General features: G+C 58.4%; 19 protein-coding genes and 1 tRNA gene. 8 read left to right on the plus strand and 12 right to left on the minus strand.

What is annotated here, in order from left to right:
* Window positions 1–106: 106 nt before the first annotated feature.
* Window positions 107–1,033 (minus strand): LysR family transcriptional regulator, encoded by a 927-nt coding sequence (locus ACZZ0B_RS16925; protein WP_463545829.1) that lies wholly within the window; start codon window positions 1,031–1,033, stop codon window positions 107–109.
* A 127-nt stretch (window positions 1,034–1,160) separates the two neighbouring features.
* On the opposite strand from ACZZ0B_RS16925, the gene ACZZ0B_RS16930 reads away from it, so the two are divergent.
* Entirely contained in the window at window positions 1,161–1,907 is a 747-nt protein-coding gene (locus tag ACZZ0B_RS16930; RefSeq protein WP_158830580.1) for a 3-oxoacyl-ACP reductase family protein, read from the plus strand.
* A gap of 73 nt (window positions 1,908–1,980) precedes the next feature.
* Here ACZZ0B_RS16930 and ACZZ0B_RS16935 read toward each other — a convergent pair whose 3' ends face one another.
* On the minus strand, window positions 1,981–2,676 hold the full coding sequence (locus ACZZ0B_RS16935; protein WP_463545830.1) for an HAD-IA family hydrolase: 696 nt from the start codon (window positions 2,674–2,676) through the stop codon (window positions 1,981–1,983).
* A gap of 245 nt (window positions 2,677–2,921) precedes the next feature.
* Here ACZZ0B_RS16935 and ACZZ0B_RS16940 point away from each other — a divergent pair, with 245 nt between their 5' ends.
* Window positions 2,922–7,706: an RNase A-like domain-containing protein gene (locus ACZZ0B_RS16940; protein WP_463545831.1), complete on the plus strand. Its 4,785-nt coding sequence runs from the start codon at window positions 2,922–2,924 to the stop codon at window positions 7,704–7,706.
* Window positions 7,703–8,008 (plus strand): contact-dependent growth inhibition system immunity protein, encoded by a 306-nt coding sequence (locus ACZZ0B_RS16945; RefSeq protein ID WP_463545832.1) that lies wholly within the window; start codon window positions 7,703–7,705, stop codon window positions 8,006–8,008. Before ACZZ0B_RS16940 ends, ACZZ0B_RS16945 begins: the two co-directional genes overlap by 4 nt.
* A gap of 75 nt (window positions 8,009–8,083) precedes the next feature.
* Here ACZZ0B_RS16945 and ACZZ0B_RS16950 read toward each other — a convergent pair whose 3' ends face one another.
* From ACZZ0B_RS16950 to ACZZ0B_RS16970, 5 genes are all read right to left on the minus strand, one after another.
* Window positions 8,084–8,257 carry a hypothetical protein gene (locus ACZZ0B_RS16950; protein WP_463545833.1) on the minus strand — a complete coding sequence of 58 codons (174 nt, stop codon included), beginning with the start codon at window positions 8,255–8,257 and terminating at the stop codon, window positions 8,084–8,086.
* Between the two features lie 122 nt (window positions 8,258–8,379).
* Window positions 8,380–8,799: a YMGG-like glycine zipper-containing protein gene (locus ACZZ0B_RS16955; protein WP_008080984.1), complete on the minus strand. Its 420-nt coding sequence runs from the start codon at window positions 8,797–8,799 to the stop codon at window positions 8,380–8,382.
* A 120-nt stretch (window positions 8,800–8,919) separates the two neighbouring features.
* A complete protein-coding gene (locus ACZZ0B_RS16960; RefSeq protein ID WP_463544343.1) occupies window positions 8,920–10,251 on the minus strand; it encodes an IS4 family transposase in 1,332 nt (443 codons plus the stop codon).
* 122 nt (window positions 10,252–10,373) lie between these two features.
* Window positions 10,374–10,745 carry a glycine zipper domain-containing protein gene (locus ACZZ0B_RS16965; RefSeq protein WP_008080982.1) on the minus strand — a complete coding sequence of 124 codons (372 nt, stop codon included), beginning with the start codon at window positions 10,743–10,745 and terminating at the stop codon, window positions 10,374–10,376.
* A 326-nt stretch (window positions 10,746–11,071) separates the two neighbouring features.
* On the minus strand, window positions 11,072–11,260 hold the full coding sequence (locus ACZZ0B_RS16970) for a hypothetical protein (protein WP_008080981.1): 189 nt from the start codon (window positions 11,258–11,260) through the stop codon (window positions 11,072–11,074).
* A 240-nt stretch (window positions 11,261–11,500) separates the two neighbouring features.
* Between ACZZ0B_RS16970 and ACZZ0B_RS16975 the strand changes: the two genes are divergently transcribed.
* Window positions 11,501–11,785: a hypothetical protein gene (locus tag ACZZ0B_RS16975; RefSeq protein WP_008080979.1), complete on the plus strand. Its 285-nt coding sequence runs from the start codon at window positions 11,501–11,503 to the stop codon at window positions 11,783–11,785.
* 57 nt (window positions 11,786–11,842) lie between these two features.
* On the opposite strand, the gene ACZZ0B_RS16980 is transcribed toward ACZZ0B_RS16975, so the two are convergent.
* Together ACZZ0B_RS16980 and ACZZ0B_RS16985 are read right to left on the minus strand one after the other, a co-directional pair.
* Window positions 11,843–12,163, minus strand: a complete 321-nt coding sequence (locus ACZZ0B_RS16980) for a YbjQ family protein (RefSeq protein ID WP_008080978.1) — start codon at window positions 12,161–12,163, stop codon at window positions 11,843–11,845.
* A gap of 141 nt (window positions 12,164–12,304) precedes the next feature.
* A tRNA-Ser gene (locus tag ACZZ0B_RS16985) sits at window positions 12,305–12,394 on the minus strand.
* Between the two features lie 296 nt (window positions 12,395–12,690).
* On the opposite strand from ACZZ0B_RS16985, the gene ACZZ0B_RS16990 reads away from it, so the two are divergent.
* The 3 genes from ACZZ0B_RS16990 to ACZZ0B_RS17000 all read left to right on the plus strand — a co-directional run bounded on the left by ACZZ0B_RS16990 (window position 12,691) and on the right by ACZZ0B_RS17000 (window position 15,424).
* Window positions 12,691–13,380, plus strand: coding sequence for a crotonase/enoyl-CoA hydratase family protein (locus tag ACZZ0B_RS16990; RefSeq protein WP_008080965.1), 690 nt, complete (start codon window positions 12,691–12,693; stop codon window positions 13,378–13,380).
* 215 nt (window positions 13,381–13,595) lie between these two features.
* Window positions 13,596–14,318 carry a lysophospholipid acyltransferase family protein gene (locus tag ACZZ0B_RS16995; protein ID WP_008080964.1) on the plus strand — a complete coding sequence of 241 codons (723 nt, stop codon included), beginning with the start codon at window positions 13,596–13,598 and terminating at the stop codon, window positions 14,316–14,318.
* A 134-nt stretch (window positions 14,319–14,452) separates the two neighbouring features.
* Window positions 14,453–15,424, plus strand: a complete 972-nt coding sequence (locus ACZZ0B_RS17000) for a magnesium and cobalt transport protein CorA (RefSeq protein WP_008080962.1) — start codon at window positions 14,453–14,455, stop codon at window positions 15,422–15,424.
* An 81-nt stretch (window positions 15,425–15,505) separates the two neighbouring features.
* Here ACZZ0B_RS17000 and ACZZ0B_RS17005 read toward each other — a convergent pair whose 3' ends face one another.
* From ACZZ0B_RS17005 to ACZZ0B_RS17015, 3 genes are all read right to left on the minus strand, one after another.
* Window positions 15,506–16,228: an amidotransferase gene (locus tag ACZZ0B_RS17005; protein WP_463545834.1), complete on the minus strand. Its 723-nt coding sequence runs from the start codon at window positions 16,226–16,228 to the stop codon at window positions 15,506–15,508.
* Between the two features lie 91 nt (window positions 16,229–16,319).
* Window positions 16,320–18,464 carry a 3-hydroxyacyl-CoA dehydrogenase NAD-binding domain-containing protein gene (locus ACZZ0B_RS17010; RefSeq protein WP_463545835.1) on the minus strand — a complete coding sequence of 715 codons (2,145 nt, stop codon included), beginning with the start codon at window positions 18,462–18,464 and terminating at the stop codon, window positions 16,320–16,322.
* A gap of 25 nt (window positions 18,465–18,489) precedes the next feature.
* Window positions 18,490–19,695 carry an acetyl-CoA C-acetyltransferase gene (locus ACZZ0B_RS17015; protein WP_463545836.1) on the minus strand — a complete coding sequence of 402 codons (1,206 nt, stop codon included), beginning with the start codon at window positions 19,693–19,695 and terminating at the stop codon, window positions 18,490–18,492.
* 584 nt (window positions 19,696–20,279) lie between these two features.
* Here ACZZ0B_RS17015 and ACZZ0B_RS17020 point away from each other — a divergent pair.
* Window positions 20,280–21,101: a c-type cytochrome gene (locus tag ACZZ0B_RS17020; RefSeq protein ID WP_463546945.1), complete on the plus strand. Its 822-nt coding sequence runs from the start codon at window positions 20,280–20,282 to the stop codon at window positions 21,099–21,101.
* The last annotated feature ends 5 nt before the right edge of the window (window positions 21,102–21,106 follow it).

Consider the following 21,106-nt stretch of genomic DNA (forward strand, 5'->3'; position numbering starts at 1 on the left):
ACCGCGTTATCGTTGATCGCGAGCAGGCTCACTCCTACAAAGGGGACGCATTCCAATGTAGGAGTGAGCCTGCTCGCGATGGCCACACCTCGGTCTGATGCCTTGCTCAAATCGCACTGAACCGCCGCGCCGACCCCTGCTCCGCAAACTGCTCAATCAGAAAATCCACAAACGCCCGCGTCTTGCCCGGCAACAATTTATGCTCGGCGTAGTAAATCGAAATATTGCCATCATCGACGAACCAATCCGGCAACACCCGCTGCAACGTCCCCGCCTCCAGGTACCCCACCGCAAACGGCATGCTCACCAGCGCAATCCCCAAGCCTTGCGCCGCCGTCCTGCAAGCGGCTTCGGAATCGCTCATGGTCATTCGCGTCTTGAGCACCAATGGCCGGCAATTCTGCGGATTGCGCCCGGTCAACTGCCAGGAACGCACACGCCCGGTTTGCGGCGAGCGGATCAAAATTCCGTCGTGATGGCTGAGGTCGTCCGGTTCGAGGATCCGAGGGTTGGCCTGCAAGTAATCCGCAGACGCCACCAATATCCGATGCGCCGGGCTCAGCTTGCGTGCAATCACCCCTTGCGGCAGTTCGAAGCCGCCACCGATGGCCGCGTCGAAGCCCTGCCCGATCAGATCGACCTGGCGATTATCGAAATGCCAGTCCGGGTTGATTGCAGGGTATCGCCGCAGAAACTCACCGAGCATCGGCACGATGTGCAGGCAACCAAACGCGGCGCCCATGCTGACTTTCAGCGTCCCGGCCGGCAGCCCTTCGACACTGGACAGATTGGCCACGGCATTTTGAATCGTCGTCAGACTGCCACTGACCTGATCGAGGAAAAGCTGCCCGGCCTCGGTCAGCGTCAAGCTGCGTGTACTACGCTGGAACAGCCGTACGCCGAGCCGCACCTCAAGTTTCGCCACACTCTTGCCGACGGCCGCCGGGGTCAGACTCAAACGTCGCGCGGCCTCGGCAAAGCTGCCGACTTCGGCACTGCGCACGAAGCATTCGATGCTGCTGAAAGTTTCCATGATCGCCACTATAAACTTCTGGTTTACACAGACTATAGCAATCATGGTCTACACAGTTGTCGATACCACGCCGATACTCGCCACCAATACCAAGGCATTCCCGCCTTGAACACTCTGGAGATCGAACATGACCACTCAACACCTCAGCGGTAAAGTCGCTCTGATCCAAGGCGGTTCCCGCGGTATCGGCGCTGCCATCGTCAAACGCCTGGCCGCTGAAGGCGCTGCCGTAGCCTTCACTTACGTCAGCTCCACCGCCAAGGCTGAAGAGTTGCAGAACAGCATCACCGCCAACGGCGGCCAAGCCCTGGCGATCAAGGCCGACAGCGCCGATGCCGCTGCTATCCGCCACGCCGTCAACGCTACCGTCGAAGCTTTTGGCCGCGTCGACATTCTGGTCAACAACGCTGGTGTACTGGCCGTTGCCCCACTGGAAGACTTCAAACTCGAAGACTTCGACCAGACCGTGGCGATCAACATTCGCAGCGTATTCATCGCCTCCCAGGAAGCCGCTAAACACATGGGCGAAGGCGCACGCATCATCAACATCGGCAGCACCAACGCCGACCGCATGCCCTTTGCCGGCGGCGGAGTGTATGCAATGAGCAAATCGGCGCTGGTCGGCCTGACCAAAGGCCTGGCCCGCGACCTCGGCCCTCGCGGCATCACCGTCAACAACGTGCAGCCGGGGCCGGTTGATACCGACATGAACCCGGCGCACGGTGACTTCGCCGAAAGCCTGATCCCGCTGATGGCCGTCGGGCGTTACGGTAAAGCTGAAGAAATCGCCAGTTTCGTCGCCTACCTGGCTGGCCCGGAAGCCGGTTACATCACCGGTGCCAGCCTGACCATCGACGGTGGTTTCGGCGCCTGATTGTTCCAGATTGCCTGAACGAAAAACACCGCCCCTCCTTGACAGAGGGGCGGCGTTTTTTTGTCTCGCTGGTTTAAGCCCAATCCAGCGCCGGCAAACCACAGGCACTCGGGATGAACGCTTTCAGCGTACGAAGAATCCCGTCGGCATGTGCGTATTTTTCATCGGCCATGGCGGCGTCGGGAATGGCGATGGCGGTCATACCGGCGGCTTTCGCAGCAGTCACGCCAAACGGCGAATCTTCGAACACCAGGCAATCCTCAGGCGCCACGCCCAGACGCCGGGCAGCGGTGAGGAAAATATCCGGTGCCGGTTTGGCTGCACCGACTTCCGGATCATCCGCCGTGACAATGAAATCGAACAACGCAAACCAGTCACGATGCAGCGTGGTTTTCTGCCCGAACGATTGGCGCGACGAGCTGGTGCCCACGGCGATTGGAATGTTGTGCGCCTTCAGGTGACGGATCAGTTCCTCGGCACCCGGCATCGCTTGTGCAGTGGGAAAACGTTCACGCATCAGCGGCTCGCGGATCAGCAGAAACTCTTCGGCGGTAATCGGCAGCTCCAAAGCCTGCACCACATAGTTCGCCAGATCGTTGGCCCCACGGCCAATGATGTTCTGCTTGATGCTCCAGTCGAAGGTGCGCCCATAGCGCCCGGCAATCAGCGAGGTGACCTCGGTGTAAATGCCCTCGGTGTCCAGCAGCAAACCGTCCATATCGAAAATCACGGCCTTGATCGGGCCGAACGCCTTCAGCGGTGCATTCATCATCGGATCCGTTATCAAAAACATCCCAGGCGCCTGAAGCAGGTCGCTGCTCGGATCTGATTAAAGGGTTCAGCAGCATAACGAGCGTGACGGACATAGAGCAACGGTCAATGTCTCTGGAGGCGGTGAACTACTCGCGAACATTTAGCGAAACGTCCTACAGGCATCACCTACTTGGCCGACTTCTTTCCGCGTTGATCCCCCGCAAAGTCCTCGCACCTTTTTGATGTGCGCGAGAACTGCGAATGCTCGAAACCGATCGGCTACTGGCCCTCAACAACAGCATTGGCCTGCTGGTAGTTGCCGCACTGAATCCCGAACACCCGGATTTCGAGACCCTGATCGAGGAGTTCCGTCTGTGCCTGAACGATTACGAGGCCTGGGCCGAAGCGTTCTGGACCGGGACGGCGCTGGATATCGAGCAGGTGTTCAAGGTCGGCAACGACGTCCAGCTCAGTGCACCGCTGAAATCCTCCAAGCCGATCAGTTCATCGGTGGTGATGTGCCCGGCCAGCGGGCCGTTGACGCTGGTGCACATGTTCGAAGCCGCACGGTTTGTGCCGATCGGCGATACCCCGCTAACACTTGAACCGCTGCTGAGTGACGTCAACGGGGTTCTCACCTTTGGCGCACCACTGCATCACACCATTGGCCCGAGCGGCATTCTGCAAGTGACCGACTGCGATCGGGGCCAGCGTTATCGCATCACCTTCTTTCCCGATGTTTCAGCCGCTCACGTCAGTGCTCTGTTCGCCTCCTATGAGGCCATCCTTGCCAGTCTCGAAGGCTGGCTGCGGACTGAGTGGAGCGGGTTCCAACCCCTGTGGAAAGAGTTTTCCAGCGCCGGATTCGCTGACCGTTACGGCCAATTACAGCGGGCCGACTGGCGCGGATTCGAGAGTGCCCTGCACGGCGTCTGGGATGACATCAAGCAGGTGTTCGCCCTCCTCGCCGACTTGCAGGCCAACAGCGAAAAGCTCCTCGATTACCTCAGCGAAGCCGAGCTTGAAGCGTTGCTGCAAGCGTCCAGCGCGTCCATTGCCGACGGCTTGTTGATCCTCAGCGATGAGCCGCTGCTGTTCATTCATCTCGCAGCATTCACCAGCTGGCTGAAAATGCTGCCGCCGCAGTATGTGGCTGAAGTGGTGGCTGAAGTTCGCGTCGAACTGCTGATCGCTTTTCTGCTGATGCGGCTGTCTGGCGGTGTCGGCGTGCAAATACGCCTGAGCAGCAAAGTACTGGCGAAGATCAAGTCGCCGCGAGCACGGGAGTGGCTGGCGGCTTCAGCGTTGCGACTGGCGGAACTGAGCACGGCACCGCCGCTGGACAAACATGCCGGCGTGCTGAAACCGCTGATGATCAATGCGCGTGACGTTGCGCTGAATCCGACGCCTGCCATTCCTCTGAACATTCGCCAAGCCGATTCTTTGGTGTTGACGGTGCCAAATCCGGCGCCCATTACACGCGACAAGACTCGCAACATGGCGGCCCTGCAACGCCATGAGCCACACGACGATGTACCGGATCAGGCGAAAAACCCTAACGGCGACAACGCCGATTGCGTACCGCTGACCTGCACCAATGGCTGCCCGGTGTCGATGGTCACCGGCGAAGAACTGTTGACCCTGACCGATGGTGCGCTCGATGGGCGACTGCCGTTCGAGTTCACCCGGGTGTATCGCACCAGCGCTGTCGAGGTCGATGTCGGCCTGGGGTTTGGCTGGAGTCATTCGCTGGCGCACCGCCTGCTGTTCGAAGGCGATTGTGTGGTCTGGATCGACCACGAGAACCGCCGAACTCGGTTCCCGTTACCAGACGTCGAGCGGCCGGCGATTCACAACAGTCTGTCGCGGGCGGCGATCTTTCTTGGCGATGAACCACAGGAACTGATCCTTGCACTGGCCGGGGATGTGCCGCGCTTTTACCACTTCCGCGCGGGGCGGCTGACGGCGATCAGTGACGCGTATGGCAATCGACTGTGCATCAGTCGGGACCGTCAGGATCGTATTGATCGTCTCGACAATGGCGCTGGCCGGGCGCTGCGATTGCGCTATGACCGGGCGCAATTGATCGCGGTCGATTACCAGGTTTTCCACGCGTCTGAATGGGCCACTGAACAAACCCTCGCCCGCTACTGCTACGACGCCCGCCAACGCCTGTTAGCCGCGACCAACGCCGTCGGTGACAGCGAGCGCTACGACTACGACGACGCCCACGTGATCCTGCAGCGGCAATTGACAGGGGGCGCGAGCTTCTTCTGGGAGTGGGAACGCGCCGGCAAGGCCGCCCGTTGCGTGCGCCACTGGGCATCGTTTTCGCAGATGAATACGCGGTACGTCTGGGATGACGATGGCAGCGTCACAGTGCATTACGTCGACGGCACCGAAGAGGTTTACGTCCACGACGACCGTGCACGACTGGTGCGCAAGGTCGAGGCCAACGGTGGCGAACACCTCAAGGCCTACGACGATTGCGGGCGTCTGGTCGCCGAGCAGGACGCGCTGGGGGCCATAACCGAATACCACTACGACGAAATCGGACGGCTGATTGCACTGATTCCGCCGGATGACGCGCCAACGTCCTACGAATATCGCAACGGTTTCCTGCACAAACGCAGCCGGGGCGACGCAACCTGGATCTACCGGCGCAATGCCGAAGGTGATGTCACCGAAGCCGTCGATCCCGACGGACAGGTCACCCATTACTACTACGATATTCGCGGGCAGCTGCTGTCAATCCGTTACCCGGACAGCAGCCGGCATCGCTGGGTCTGGAATGACCTTGGCCAGTTGACCGAGGAAACGTTGCCTGAGGGTGGCGTACGACGCTTTTCCTACGATGCGCAGGGACGGCGGACGACTGTTGTTGATGAACACGGTGCGGTGACCCGTCTGCAGTGGGACGCCGTCGGCCGACTGGCGCAGACGACATTTCCCACAGGCGCGACTCGCGCCTACAGCTACGGCGCCTACGGCCAGGTTACTGCCGAGCGCGATGAACTCGGGCGCATCACCCGTTATGAATACGACGATGAGCTGCACCTGGTCTCTCGGCGGATCAACCCCGACGGCACGCGGGTGCAGTACCGCTACGACCATGCGCAACTGCTGCTCACCGAGATCGAAAACGAGTCCGGCGAGCGATACCTGCTGGACTACACGCCAACCGGATTGATCCGACAGGAAACCGGCTTCGACGGCCAACGCACCGCGTACACCTATGACCTCAACGGTCACCTGCTGGAGAAGACCGAGTTTGGCGACGACGGCTCACAGTTAGTCACCGCCTATAAACGCGATGCTGCCGGGCGTCTTCTGGTCAAAACCCTGCCCGACGGGATCAGGGTCAGCTACCAATACGACCGCCTCGGCCGTTTGATCGGCGTCGATGACGGCCAGAACCACCCGCTGGCCTTCGAGTACGACCGTCAGGATCGACTGATCACCGAGCACCAGGGCTGGGGCACATTGCGTTATGCCTATAACGCCTGCGGCCAGCTCAAACAACTGCGTCTGCCGGACAACAGCAAGCTCGACTACCGCTACGCCAAGGGCGGCGCGCTGAGCGGCATCGACCTCAACGGCGCACAACTGACCACGCACACCTTCCAGTCCGGACGCGAACAGCAGCGTCAGCAAGGCCTGTTGCTCAGCGAATATTCCTACGACGATCAGGGCCGATTGCTGGCCCATACCGTAGGCCATGAACACCAGTCACTGTATCGGCGCGACTATGCCTACAGCGCCAACGGCAACCTTGAACACATCGCCGACACCCGCCATGGCCAGCGCACCTACGGTTACGACACCCTCGACCGCCTGATCCGCGTCCGCCATTCGCGCGACGAACTGCCGGAAAGCTTCGCCCACGACCCGGCCGGCAACCTGCTGACACAGGACGGCACCGGCCCGAGCCGGATCAAAGGCAATCGCCTGCTGGACCAGGGCGACCGCCACTACGACTACGACGCCTTCGGCAACCTGATCCGCGAACGCCGTGGCAGCGCGCACAAACTGGTCACCGAATACCGCTACGACTGCCAGCACCGCCTGATCGGCCTGACCCGCCCGGACGGCAAAACCGCGTCCTACCAATACGACGCCTTCGGCCGCCGCATCCGCAAAACCGTCGACGGCGTCACCACCGAGTTCTTCTGGCAAGGCGACCACCTCGTCGCCGAAAGCAGCCCCAACGAATATCGCAGCTACGTCTACGAACCCGGCACCTTCCGCCCGCTGGCCATGCTCGACGGCAAAGGCCCGAAAAAGGCCTGCCCGTTTTATTACCAACTCGATCACCTCGGTACGCCGCTGGAGCTGACCGATTACAGCGGGGAAATCGTTTGGTCGGCGCAGTACGACGCGTACGGCAAGGTCGCGGCGCTGACCCTGGCGGCCGAAGACTATCTCGATCAACCGTTGCGGTTTCAGGGGCAGTATTTCGATGGGGAAAGTGGGCTGCATTACAACCGGCACCGGTACTACGACCCGAGGTTGGGCCGGTATCTGACGCCGGATCCGGTGAAGCTGGCGGGTGGGATTAATCAGTATCAGTACACGCCGAATCCGACGGGGTGGGTTGATCCGTTGGGGTTGGCTTGCATTCCCTGTCCGGGAGCAATATCGGCAGATGGGCCATACAGTGAGATTGTTCCTGGAGGAGGATTAGCAGCTCACGAAGCGCAAGGTGGGCATCTGATTACCAGGCATGTTGGCAGAACTGACGCCCAGTTGGCTCAACGGCTCCAAGCAGAACCTAACATTCCCGCTGCTTCTACTTTCTTGAATCGCGCTGATGCCGAAGTTGCAGTGTCAGAGGCGCTAAACGCGAACTCACACAGAGTGACGGCGTTCTTGGCCAGTACCCAAGCAAAGACGAGTTTTACGCATGATCTCATCCGACCGGTGGGTGTGAGTATGCTCAATGGTGTAACGCATTCCCAATCAGCATCAAAACTACTATTAGTGTTAAAAAAAGACGCTTCGCTGCCTTTGGGATATTTTTTACTAACAGGATTTCCAGAGCTATGAATAATAACTTTCCAGAATCTCAAGTATTTTTTGGGGCTTACTTCCATCAAGACTGGCTGATGGAGCACGACACAGCAGATCAAGTCATCGATGACTTTTTGAAAAGCTCAGACAAAGAAATACTGATTTCAGTACGTAGCGAATTGCAAACGCTTATAAGCAGAGGACTAAATGAAATGGACCTACGAGCATTGTTCTTAAAGGAGCTCAAATGTTATTACTGCTACTGGAATGAATGGGCATCTGGCGAAGTATGGCTGCGCCACATCGAGAGAAAACTGAACGAAAAACTGGCTGATTAATGTGCGCACTTCTAATGGGCCTGAAGTCCCAGGCCCTTAGAGTCAATCAGCAGGTTTGCCTCCAGTAGCAACCGTTCACTGCTCATCCTCATCCTCATCCTCTTCATACTCCATATCCGCCTCATCCGAATCATTCAGCGGCACCGTCGCATCATCCATCAGCGAGCCCGGATCCTCGTTCCCGGGATCATTGATAAACGGCAGCCCGCTCGGGCCTTTTTCTTCCTTGCCTTCGGTTTCGGGAGTCATGGCAAACCTCTTTTTTCGGGGAAGTGTATGACGTTCGAAAAGCCCTGCAGCCAATCGTTCCTGAGTCCTACCTGCAAAAACGAAAAACCCGGCACGAGGCCGGGTTTCTGTTGAACCGCTGATCAATGATGACGGTTCTTGTGTTTATTCTTGTGTTTGTGGCCGCCGCCGGAGTGGGATCCGCCGTCGTCCCCCAGGTTGTTGCCGACCGCACCACCGGCCGCGCCACCCAATCCTGCACCGACAGCCGAACCGGTTGAGCCGCCGAGGCTATTACCGATTACTGAACCACCCGCAGCGCCGAGGCCACCGCCAATCGCGGCTTCGGTGCGATTGCGTTTATTCGCCCCGACCGCACCGCCGGCCGCGCCGCCTACACCTGCGCCAACTGCCGCGCCTGTGCTGCCGCCAAGTTGGCCGCCAACCACGTTGCCCAATACGCCACCGAGCCCGCCGCCGACGGCTGCCGAACCATCCCCGGCAGCCATCGCGCCTTGCGTCACCAGCAATCCGAAAAACAGTGCAGATAATGACAGTCGCATATGAACCTCACAGTTCCCGAATCGGGACAGTCCGCCCAAGCAAGGGCCTATGTGAGATTGGAGACGCTTGAGGGAAAAACGTTCAGCAACTAAAAAGCCCGGCATTGAGCCTAATGCCAGTCAGTTAAGCTGACTGGCATTTTTATTTTTGATCGGATACTTCGGGGATTTAAGCCTGATGGCCCGAGGGTAAACGCGCTCCTCCCGTCGATGCGGCAGAACGTAGTGCGGCGCTGAAGCATGAAGCTCGGCCAAATACTTGGGGATGTTCCCGGAACGATCGGCCGAGACGCTGTTGATAAACCCAAGAATCGCCCAGGTACACGCAGTAAAGCTCATTTCGCACGGGTAAATGCCAGGACAGTGGCGACTCATTTCCACCATCTGATAGCGCAATAAGTTGTAGCCCAACAACACACCCCACAACTCTTGCTCGATCATCTCGGGTGTCTTGCTGCGCAGCGTATAGCTGCTGTTGAGCAGCGTCTGCTTCATTTCCCGAAAGCCTAATTCGATTTCCCAGCGCTGGCTGTATAGATCAACAATCTCGTCGGAAGGAAAACGCAGTGGGTCAGTCATCGAGGTCAGAATCTGACACACCTTGCCCTTGACGGTTTTGCTCAGCAGTCGCGCGGTCAGCCGCTCCGGCAACCCAGGCCATTGCTTGCGGGCCTGTGGCGAAGTGCTCAGCAAAATAATCGCATCCTGGCGCCCCAAACGCTGGATCACCTCGTACTGCGAGCCTTTTTTCAGCGGCATCAGCCAGTGGCGTTCGACACCTGCCTGCTGCCACTGATGCAGTAAACCTAACGAGTAAAAACCACGATCAAACAGCGTCAGCGAGTGATCGGGGGTGGTTTCGATCAGTTGCTCGGCCAGTTTCATTTCGTTGCTGCGGTAGCCGTCAAACGCACTTCCAATCAGCAAATGGCTGGTCAACTCCATTTGGCAGACCATGCGCACCTGAGGAAAACCGGTGTCGCCATGCTGGTTGCTGGCGGAGTCATAGCGCGCCCGATTTTCCGGCGTATCGGGCGTGCGCCAGACAACGCCATCGACACCCAACAAACGCAGACCGGCCCAAGTCGGGTGACCGGCTGCCTCATGCCAACTTTTCTGGGTCAAATCGAAGACTTGTCGTACAGCTTCGCTGCCCAATCTCTGACGGGCCTGGACTACGGCGCTGGGCGCTACCAACGGGCGCTGACCCGGCAACATGATATTCATGCGACTAACCACATCCCAGGCCGACATGCGCCGGAAGAACGCCATGGAGATCACGCACCAGAGCATCATTTCCAGAGGCAAACGACGCTTGCGCAGCGTCGCCACACCAGCTTGTTCAAGCGCCTGTTCGACCAAAGAAGGATCGAGCAAAGCATCCAATCCCTCAATGGCGTTGGGGGTAGAGGCGATGTTGTGGGTCAGTTCCAGTGCCCGAGCGAGACGCATAAAAAAATCCGATGCCAGTACAGGCATCGGATTTTGATTTCTTGCGGCCAAAGGTCAAGCGAGAAGGCTTAACTGATCGGCATTAGGCATTGAGCCGGGCTTTTTCTGAACAACGATCAGTTTCAGTGACGCTTGTGACCTTTGGCCAGATTGCTGCCGACCGCACCGCCCGCTGCACCGCCCAGACCTGCACCGATGGTGGCGCCAGTCCGGCCGCCCAGGCTGTTGCCGATTACCGAACCACCGGCTGCCCCGACACCACCGCCGATGGCCGCTTTGGTGCGGCTGCCCTTACGAGCCGTCAATGCACTGCCCGCCGCGCCAGCGACGCCGGCACCCACTGCGGCACCAGTGCTGCCGCCCATTTTCTGACCGAGCACATTACCCAGCGCACCACCCAGACCACCGCCCAGCGCCGCAGTGCCATCACCGGCAGCCATTGCACCTTGAGCAACCAGAAGGCCCAGAACCAGAGCAGGCAGAGTTAAACGCATGAAGAAAACCTCAAAAATTGGGATGACAAAAAGGGCCGGGATTTAATGCTCTCGGGGCGCAAAAGTCCAGACGAATTCAGAGACCTGCGCGCACATGGCGCCGATTGGACAGCTATTCTGGAAAAGGTTTTATGGCGGGCAAAAAAAAGCCCGCTGGGGAGACGGGCTGGAGACTTGCTTTCTAACGGATGGCTTCACCCTACTTCGATCAACGTGAAAAGTTTGTGAAAACCTTCCGAACCATTTCGTCGTCTGCAGGGATTGTTCCCCTCCATTCATCAGGGACAAAAAACCCCGCTCATTTGACGGGGTCGTTCATTGCGCAATTATTTTCGGGCACGAGTTGCGACCTTCGGAAGAAATTTGGCTTTCGGCCCCTTGGGCGCCGTGGATTTGATCTTTCCGGTCTGCACCGGGTCCTCGCCAAAACCTGCCTGGTACTCGGTCTGGCCGCACCGTACGCAGTTGTTGAAGGAAAATTCAGCGCCATCGTCTTCGATATACGGATCAGTCATACCTTCGCCCCTTCGCCATCAGTCGACACCGGCAAAAACCCTTTTGCCTGAAAAAATATCGACCTCCAAGGCTTTTGAGACTAGCCGGTCATTCCTGGACTTGTTATTCAGATCGTCTGATGCCCGACGAATGGCCTACAAAAAATAGACGGGCGAATAAACCATTGGTCCCACATCACTAAAGAATTGCGGAGACAGGCCGTTGCCCTTTTTCATACAAATGAATCTCAAGGAGAGAACATGCAAATCAACGGATTCCCGAATCTGCCCGTCGTAAAGCTCACGGACGAACAAATCGCAGCCGGCAAGGCTGGCGCGGAAAAACTCAAGGACAAGATCGCTTCCGGCGAAATCACCATCAAAAATCCGGGTCCGGATACGCCGGTTCTGCAGCCTGGCGTCATTTACCATCCGAGCCAGCCGGTGCAACCTAGCCAACCCTCCGATACACCTCCGCTGGTCGCTATCGACACGCCGCTGACCTATGACGATAAAGGTCTGGTGATCCTCAAGCCACAGGGCTGATCGCCAACCTAAAGAGCCCATTCGACTTTTGAATGGGCTCACAGGCCTGACACCCCATCAGCGCAACTTCACCGCCGTCCCCGTCGCAAACACCACAACCATCCCGCCCTTGCCGCCGGGCATGCTGATCTCGAAATCCACCCCGACCACCGCATCCGCCTGCAAAGCGCGCGCCCGCTCGCGAAGTTCTTCCGTCGCCTGCACACGAGCCTCCTTCAACGCCCGCTCCAGCGTCTGCGAACGTCCACCGAAAAAGTCGCGCATACCGGCGAACATGTCGCGGATCACATTGACGCCCTGCACCGATTCCGCACTGACAATGTCCAGGTAGGCAGTGATCTGGCGACCCTCAATGGATTGAGTCGTTGAGATGATCATGGTGTCGTCCTTTTACTGATGAATAAAAGCGCTGATTGTAATGCTCAACGCAACTCCAATCCGCCGCCTGATAAATTCCAGACGCCAGAAACCACAAAACCCCTGACTTCTTTCGAAATCAGGGGTTTTGTGTACTGAATGTGGCGGTGAAGGAGAGATTCGAACTCTCGATACAGTTTCCTGTATACACACTTTCCAGGCGTGCTCCTTAAGCCACTCGGACACTTCACCGTATCTCTTCAAACATGTTCTGTCTGTCGAGGCGCGCTAATGTAGTCGAAAGCTTTTCCGATGGCAAACTTTTTTTGCAGAATTTTCATGCGCTTAAGAGAAAAAGCCGTTTGCGCTGCTGACGGCCCATGGCAAACCGGCCAATCTCCGGTGACTGTGCCCCTTCTATATAGAAGCAAAATGGCGAGCTACGCCGGATCAGCCGCGAATCGGTGACTGGCGGGTCAGTCACGGCGCTTTACCTGACCTGCGTCGGTGGGTAACGTCTGCCCATCTTTCTTACAAGGAATAGCGTCATGAGTGAGTTGATTTCCTACCACCTCGAAGACGGTATCGCGACCCTGACCTTGAGCAACGGCAAGGTCAATGCCATTTCCCCGGACGTGATTGCGGCCTTTAATGCGGCGCTGGACCAAGCGGTGACTGATCGTGCCATCGTGATCATTACCGGTCAGCCAGGCATTCTCTCGGGCGGCTATGATCTGAAGGTGATGACAGCCGGCCCTAAAGAAGCGGTGGCGCTGGTGACTGCGGGGTCGACGCTGGCCCGTCGCCTGCTCTCTCACCCGTTCCCGGTGATTGTTGCTTGCCCGGGTCACGCCGTGGCCAAAGGTGCTTTCATTCTGTTGTCGGCGGATTACCGCATCGGCGTCGATGGCCCGTTCAGCATCGGCCTGAATGAAGTGCAGATCGGCATGACCATGCACCACGCCGGGATCGAACTGGCGCGTGATCGTCTGCGTCGTTCGGCGTTTCACCGCTCAGTGATCAATGGCGAGATGTTTGATCCGAAAAGTGCTGTGGATGCCGGGTTCCTCGACAAGGTGGTGTCCGCCGAGGAACTGCAAGGTGCCGCCCTTGCTGCCGCGCGCCAGCTGAAGAAGATCAACATGCTCGCGCACAAAAATACCAAGCTGAAGGTGCGCAAGGCGCTGCTGGAAACCCTCGATAACGCCATCGTCCAGGATCAGGAGCATCTGGGTTAAGCCCAGGCTCAAGCATTGAAGAAAAGCCCGACCCTCGTGTCGGGCTTTTTCTTACACGCTCGGTTGAAAACGCTGTAGCGGCTCTAGGACGGGTCTGACAAGCAACTCTGAAACATGCGCTTAAACATCGCCTATCTCCGGACTCTATAGCGGCAATTGCCGAAAACAGTGCACATCCGTACACTGCGCCACCTTTTGTCCCGGTGGGCCTGAAAATGCTGTTCGTGTTTCGTATGTTATTGATGGGCCTGCACTTTATTCTGGCGGGCATCCTTGGGGTGATCCTCGGGATATGCCGCCCTTTCAATCCGGACAACAGCCGACTGTGCGCCCGCCTCTACGCGCTCCCGGCGATGTGCATTTTGCGCCTGCGGGTCAAGTCCGATGTCAGCGGCTTGATGAACAAGCCCGACAGTTGCGTGATCATCGCCAACCACCAATCCAACTACGATCTGTTCGTGTTCGGCAACGTCGTACCTCGTCGCACCGTGTGCATCGGTAAGAAGAGCCTGAAGTGGGTACCGCTGTTCGGGCAGTTGTTCTGGCTGGCCGGCAATGTGTTGATCGACCGTGGCAATGCGCACAAGGCGCGACAGTCGATGCTGACCACCACCAATACCCTGCAGAACGAAGACACCTCGATTTGGGTGTTCCCGGAAGGTACGCGTAACCTTGGCGAAGACTTGCTGCCATTCAAGAAAGGCGCGTTCCAGATGGCGATTGCCGCGGGTGTGCCGATCGTGCCGGTGTGCGTCAGCAGTTACATCAAACACATGCGCCTGAATCGCTGGCGCAGCGGGAAAATTCTCATACGCTCGCTGCCGGCGATTCCTACAGCCGGATTGACCATGGATGACATGCCCATGCTGATCGATCAGTGCCGTGAGCAGATGCGCGAGTGCATCGAATCGATGGATCGGCAGCTACAAGCCGCCTGAAAACGAAACCCGCCCTGTGCGGGTTTTCTTTTGCCCGGTGAACTGTGCAGATTTCACTGACTCTGAAGCAGCGACACGGCTAAGCTGAAGCCTTGCATTCCCTGCCATTTGCCAAAAAGAAGTGAATCACCACCATGGGTCGAGTTGTTGCTGCTGCGGTGTACAGCGCGGGTAAGAAAGTCACCAATATTACCCTCGATGAAGGTGCTGCCTGGGCCGCGAAAACCGGTCACTTTGTCTGGATCGGTCTGGAAGAGCCGGACGCTCAGGAACTGTTCAATCTGCAACGTCAGTTCAACCTGCACGAATTGGCCATCGAAGACGCCCTGGAAAAACACAGCCGACCAAAGCTGGAAACCTTTGGCGACGCTTTGTTTATCGTCACCTACTCGCCCATCCGTGAGAACGGCGTTCTGCAGTTCATCGAGACGCACATCTTCGCGGGCAAGGGCTACATCATCACCGCGCGCAACGGTCACTCGGCTTCCTACGCCCATGTCCGTCAACGCTGTGAGGCGCGGCCGCTGTTGCTGGAGCACGGAGAAGACTTCGTCCTCTATGCGTTGCTCGATTTCGTCATCGAGAACTATCAGCCGGTGGGCGAAGCGATTCATGCCGAGATTGATGAGCTGGAGCGCAACGTGCTGTGCAGCGCTTTGAACGAGCGCGATATTCAGAAGCTGCATGGCTTGCGCCGCGATGTCGTGCGCCTGCGTCGTTACGCAGCACCGATGGTGGAAATTGGCGAGGAATTGCAGAAGCTCAGCTTTCCGTTTATCGACAAGAACATGCGCCCGTACTTCCGCGATGTGCAGATTCACGTGACGCGGCAAATGGAAGACCTGAGCACTCTGGCCGACATTGCCAGTCAGACCATCGAGATCGGTGTGTTACTGGAAGCGTCTCGGCAGAGCGTGGTGCAGCGCAAGTTTGCTGCCTGGGCGGCGATTCTGGCGTTTCCCACGGCGGTGGCGGGGATTTACGGGATGAACTTCCAGAACATGCCGGAGCTGAGCTGGCATTACGGCTATTTCGGTGTGCTGGGGTTTATTACGGTGGGATGTGTGAGTTTGTGGGCGAGTTTCAAGAAGTCTGGGTGGTTGTAAATCAAAAGATCGCGGCCTTCGGCAGCCCCTACGGGATTTCAGTGTAGGAGCTGCCGAAGGCTGCGATCTTTCGATCTGCTATTAAGCGACCTCAGGCTTGTGCGCCACAAACCGCATCATCCATTCCGCAACCGTCGCGCCATGGTGTTCCTGTTCAAGACTGGCCACACCCTTGCTGTAGGTCTGCGAACCCAGTGCTTCCTGACGCAAATCGAGCAGCGCCCGCGAGTAATCGTGAATGAACTCCGGATGGCCCTGGAAGCACAGCACCTGATCATTGATGTGGTACGCGGCAAACGGGCAGAAATCGCTGGAAGCAATCACCGTGGCGTTTTCCGGCAGTGCAGTAACCTGATCCTGGTGGCTGATCAGCAGCGTCAGCTCCTCACGCACCGGGCTCATCCACGGTGCCTTCGCCGCCAGTTTGTAGTTGTGAGTGCCGACGCCCCAGCCTTGCGTCGCCCGCTCGCTCTTGCCACCGAGCAGCAGCGCCAGCAATTGATGGCCGAAGCACACGCCCAGCAGTTTGTCGCCACGCTCGTAACGGTTCAGCAGGTATTCCCTGAGTGTTTGAATCCACGGGTCGGTACCGAACGAGTCGGCCTTGCTGCCGGTGACCAGGTACGCGTCAAAGGTCAGGTCGTCGCTTGGGTATTCGCCCTGCATCACGTTGTACACGGTGAACTCGGCGGCAATCGGTTGCTGCGAGAACAGGCGCTGGAACATCTGCCCATAACCCTGATATTGATCGACCAGTTCCGGACGCAGGATGTCGGTTTCCAGAATGCAGATGCGTAGCGACATAAAAAATACCTGACACGTGATGGGAATAATGAACACCCCAGAGCCTGCCTTGAAACACCCTGACAAGGCAAGCCCCGGAGTGCGCCTCCCGTTAGAACATTTCACCCTTTGCCGCTTTGTCCAGCAGCAGCGCTGGCGGGGCGAAACGCTCGCCATATTGTTCGGCGAGGTACTGCGCGCGGGCGACGAAGTCCTTCACGCCGTATTGGTTGATGAACTGCAACGCACCGCCGGTCCATGCTGCGAAACCGATGCCGAAGATCGAGCCAATATTGGCGTCCGCCGTCGAGGTCAGCACGCCCTCCTCCACGCAACGCACGGTTTCGATGGCTTGCACGAACAACAGCCGATCACGTACGTCCTTCGGCGAGATCTGCCCGTCGGCCTTCTCGAAACGCGTTTTCAGTTCCGGCCACAAATACTTCTGGCCACCCGCCGGATATTCATAAAAACCACCGCCAGCAGCCTTGCCCGGACGTTTGTATTCGTTGAGCAGCAAGTCAATCACGGCGAAGGCCGGGTGCTCAATCAGCGGTTTCCCTTCTGCCTGTAGGTCTTTGGCCGTTTGCTTGCGGATATGACTCATCAGGCTGAGGGAAACTTCGTCGGAGATCGCCAGAGGCCCGACCGGCATCCCGGCCTTGCGTGCTTCGGTCTCGATCATTGGTGCGCTGACGCCTTCACCGAGCATGGCGATGCCTTCGTTGGTGAAGGTGCCGAAAACCCGCGAGGTGAAGAAACCGCGACTGTCGTTGACCACGATCGGGGTTTTCTTGATTTGCAGGACGAAATCAAAACCGCGCGCGAGGGTTTCGTCGCTGGTTTGCGCGCCTTTGATGATTTCCACCAGCGGCATTTTTTCTACCGGACTGAAGAAATGCAGGCCGATGAATTTGCTTTGATCCGGCACGGCGCTCGCCAGTCCGGTGATCGGCAAGGTCGATGTATTGGAAGCAATGACCGCATCTGCGCCGACCACCTGCTGCGCGGCCAGAGACACCTTGGCCTTGAGCTCACGATCCTCGAACACCGCTTCGATGATCAGATCGCAGCCGGCCAGATCGGCATCGCTTTCGGACGGTGTGATCCGCGCCAGCACTTGATCACGCTGCGCAGCATTCATCTGGCCACGGGTGATTTTTTTGTCCAGCAACGCCGCCGAGTGCGCTTTGCCTTTCTCGGCAGCCGCGAGGTTGATGTCCTTGAGCACCACCTCGATCCCCGCCGAAGCACTGACAAACGCAATCCCGGCGCCCATCATCCCGGCACCGAGCACGCCAACCTTCTGTGTTTTATAAGGCGCAAAACCCTGAGGCCGCGAACCACCGGCATTGATTTCGTTGAGCTGAAACCAGAACGTGCCGATCAGGTTTTTCGAAATCTGCCCGGTTGTGAGTTCGGTGAAATAGCGGGTTTCGATCAGGTGCGCAGTGTCGAAATCGACCTGAGCGCCTTCAACCGCCGCACACAGAATCTTCTCCGGCGCCGGCAGTGTGCCTTGGGTTTTACTGCGCAGGATCGACGGTGCAATCGCCAGCATTTGCGCAACTTTCGGGTTCGACGGCGTACCGCCAGGAATGTGATAACCCTTCACATCCCAACGCTGCACCGCCGTCGGATTGGCGACGATCCACGCGCGCGACTTGGCCAACAACTCTTCGCGATCCGCCGCCAGCTCATCAATCAAACCAGCCTGCAACGCCTGTTGCGGCCGCACTTTCTTGCCTTCGAGCAGGTACGGCAGCGCCTTCTCGATCCCGAGCATGCGCACCATGCGCACCACCCCGCCGCCGCCCGGCAGCAGGCCGAGTGTCACTTCCGGCAGACCGAGCTGCACCGACGGATCATCCAGCGCCACGCGGTGATGGCAGGCGAGACAGATTTCCCAACCTCCACCCAACGCCGCGCCGTTAATCGCCGCGACCACTGGTTTGCCGAGGGTTTCCAGGGTGCGCAGTTGCCCTTTGAGGGTCAGCACCATGTCGTAGAAAGCTTTGGCTTCGGGCTTGCCGACTTTGATCAGCTCATTGAGATCGCCGCCGGCAAAGAAGGTTTTTTTCGCCGAGGTAATGATCACGCCGGCAAGGCTGTCTTTTTCCGCCAGCAGTCGGGCGACGCACGCGGCCATGGCCTCGCGGTACACGGCGTTCATGGTGTTGGCGCTCTGGCCCGGCATGTCGATGGTCAGCACGACAATGCCGTCCTGAGCTTTTTCGTAACGAATGGCTTCGCTCATAACAAGGTTCCTTGAATTTCGGGGCTCAGAGGCGTTCGATGATGGTGGCAATGCCCATGCCGCCGCCGACGCACAGCGTCGCCAGGCCATAGCGCAGGCGCCGCGCTTCCAGTTCATCGAGCAGGGTGCCGAGGATCGCGCAACCGGTGGCGCCCAACGGGTGGCCCATGGCGATAGAGCCGCCGTTGACATTGACCTTGGCCGGGTCGACGGCCATGTCCTTGATGAACTTCAACACCACCGAGGCAAACGCCTCGTTGACCTCGAACAGGTCGATGTCTTCGACGCGCAGCCCGGCCTTGGCCAATGCCTTGCGGGTGGCCGGCGCCGGGCCGGTGAGCATGATGGTCGGGTCGGTACTGGTGACCGCCGTGGCGACGATTCGCGCCCGAGGTTGCAAGCCCAGCGCCCGCCCCTTGGCCTCGGAGCCGATCAACATCAGCGCCGCACCGTCAACGATCCCCGAGCTGTTGCCGGGCGTGTGCACGTGATTGATTCGCTCGACATGGCTGTAGACCCGCAGCGCGGTCGCGTCGAAGCCCATCTGCCCGATCATTTCGAAACTCGGCTTGAGCTTGCCCAAGCCCTCAAGGGTCGATTCGGCGCGAATGAATTCATCATGATCGAGCAGGATGATGCCGTTCTGATCCTGCACCGGCACCAGCGATTTGTTGAACGAGCCGTCCGCCCGCGCCCGTGCGGCTTTCTGCTGCGAGTGCAGCGCGTAGGCATCGACGTCCTGACGGCTGAAGCCTTCGAGGGTGGCGATCAAGTCCGCACCAACGCCCTGCGGGGTGAAATGACTGTGCAGATTGGTCTGCGGGTCCAGCGCCCAGGCGCCGCCATCGCTGCCCATCGGCACCCGTGACATCGACTCGACGCCGCCAACCACCACCAAGTCTTCGAAACCGGAGCGCACTTTCATCGCGCCGAGGTTCACCGCCTCCAGCCCCGAAGCGCAGAAGCGGTTGATCTGCACGCCCGCGACGCTGACGTCCCAATCAGCCACTTGCACGGCGGTCTTGGCGATGTCCGAGCCCTGATCGCCAATCGGCGTGACACAACCGAGCACCACGTCATCGACCTGGCTGGTGTCCAGCGAAGTGCGTGCCTGCAGCGCGGTCAGCAAACCGGCCAGCAGATTCACCGGTTTGACGCTGTGCAGGGCGCCGTCTGCCTTGCCTTTGCCGCGGGGCGTGCGTAACGCATCGAAAATCAAAGCTTGGGTCATGACGTCCTCGAACCTGTGCGGTGAGTGATTGCTTGTGCCTTCACTCTTGACCCGCGCGGTCGCGGATTCAATGACCACAGCGCTCAATGCGGTTGACGCACACGCTCAGACGGACGGTCATCGGGCCTCGGGTGAACCGGTTCAGGTCGGCGAGTTGTCTAGCCAGCGGGCGGCAAAGAAGCTGGCAATACGCCTCATGCCTTTTTAATCGCAATTTCTTAAAGCTCCATATGAAATGGATCTAAGCCAAGCGTGACGCGGGCCCTAAGGTAGTACTTGTACGTCAGAGTCGTCGGGTTTTGCCGAGGCCGGCGTCCTTCAACAGGAAGTGCACCGCTTGCCGTCATGGATATGCAGGCAGGCATCAGGAAATAACAATAAAGGCGGTCAAGCCATGTTCAAACAACCGAAAGTTCGTCAAGCAGGGCTCATTCTTTTCGCCACGACGCTGTTGTTGATTTTGCCGAATCTGACCAAGGTCATCGGCTGAATCGAGCGGCGGGTTTATCTATCGCCTCTGAAAATGTGACTGGCCCGCTACCAGGGCCAGCGTGGCTGTGCCAACCTTTGCGCACATCCACGACATGGACGGCGATCATTTGAAAGCGCTCATCGTATTCGGGGCCCTGCTGCTGAGCATGCCCTTGTCTGCCGCGCAGTTGCACTTGCAACTGGGCGAAAACAGTCGCACCTGGCAGACCGAGGAGTTGCTCAAGCATCCTCAGGTGCAAAGCATCACCATCAAAAACGACGTGTCCTACAAGAAGGAAATGGTCTACCAGGCCGTGCCGGTGGCCGCGTTATTGACCGGGATTAAACCCGAGGATCATCTGCAAGCAGTCGCACTGGACGGCTTTGCTGCGGAATTGGCGGCGGCGCCATTGCTCAATGGCGAAGGCGCCCGAGCCTGGCTGGCGATTGAAGATCCGGCGCATCCGTGGCCACCGTTGTCGAAAGACAAGCACAGCGCCGGACCGTTTTATCTGGTGTGGACGAATCCGCAGGCGGGCAACATCAGCCCCGAGCAGTGGCCGTTTGAAGTGGCGAGCATCAAGCGCATGGCGCCGGTGGCGGAGCGCTTCCCTGCCCTGCTGCCTGATCCGGCGTTGAAGAAAGATGATCCGGTGAATCTGGGTTTTGCGTTATTTCAGAAGAGTTGCCTGGCGTGTCACCGATTGAACGGTGCCGGGGATGCGCAGTTCGGGCCGGATCTGAATATTCCGTATAACCCGACCGAGTATTTCGGGGCGGATTTCCTGAAGCGCTACATTCGTGATCCGCAGAGTTTGCGTCAGTGGCCGCAGGCGAAGATGCCGGGGTTTTCGGCAGAGGTGTTGCCGGACGGGGATCTGGATTTGCTTGTGGGTTATCTCAAGCACATGGCCGGACGCAAAATTAAGCCCTGAAACCT

The organism is Pseudomonas sp. AC247, from assembly GCF_979258015.1.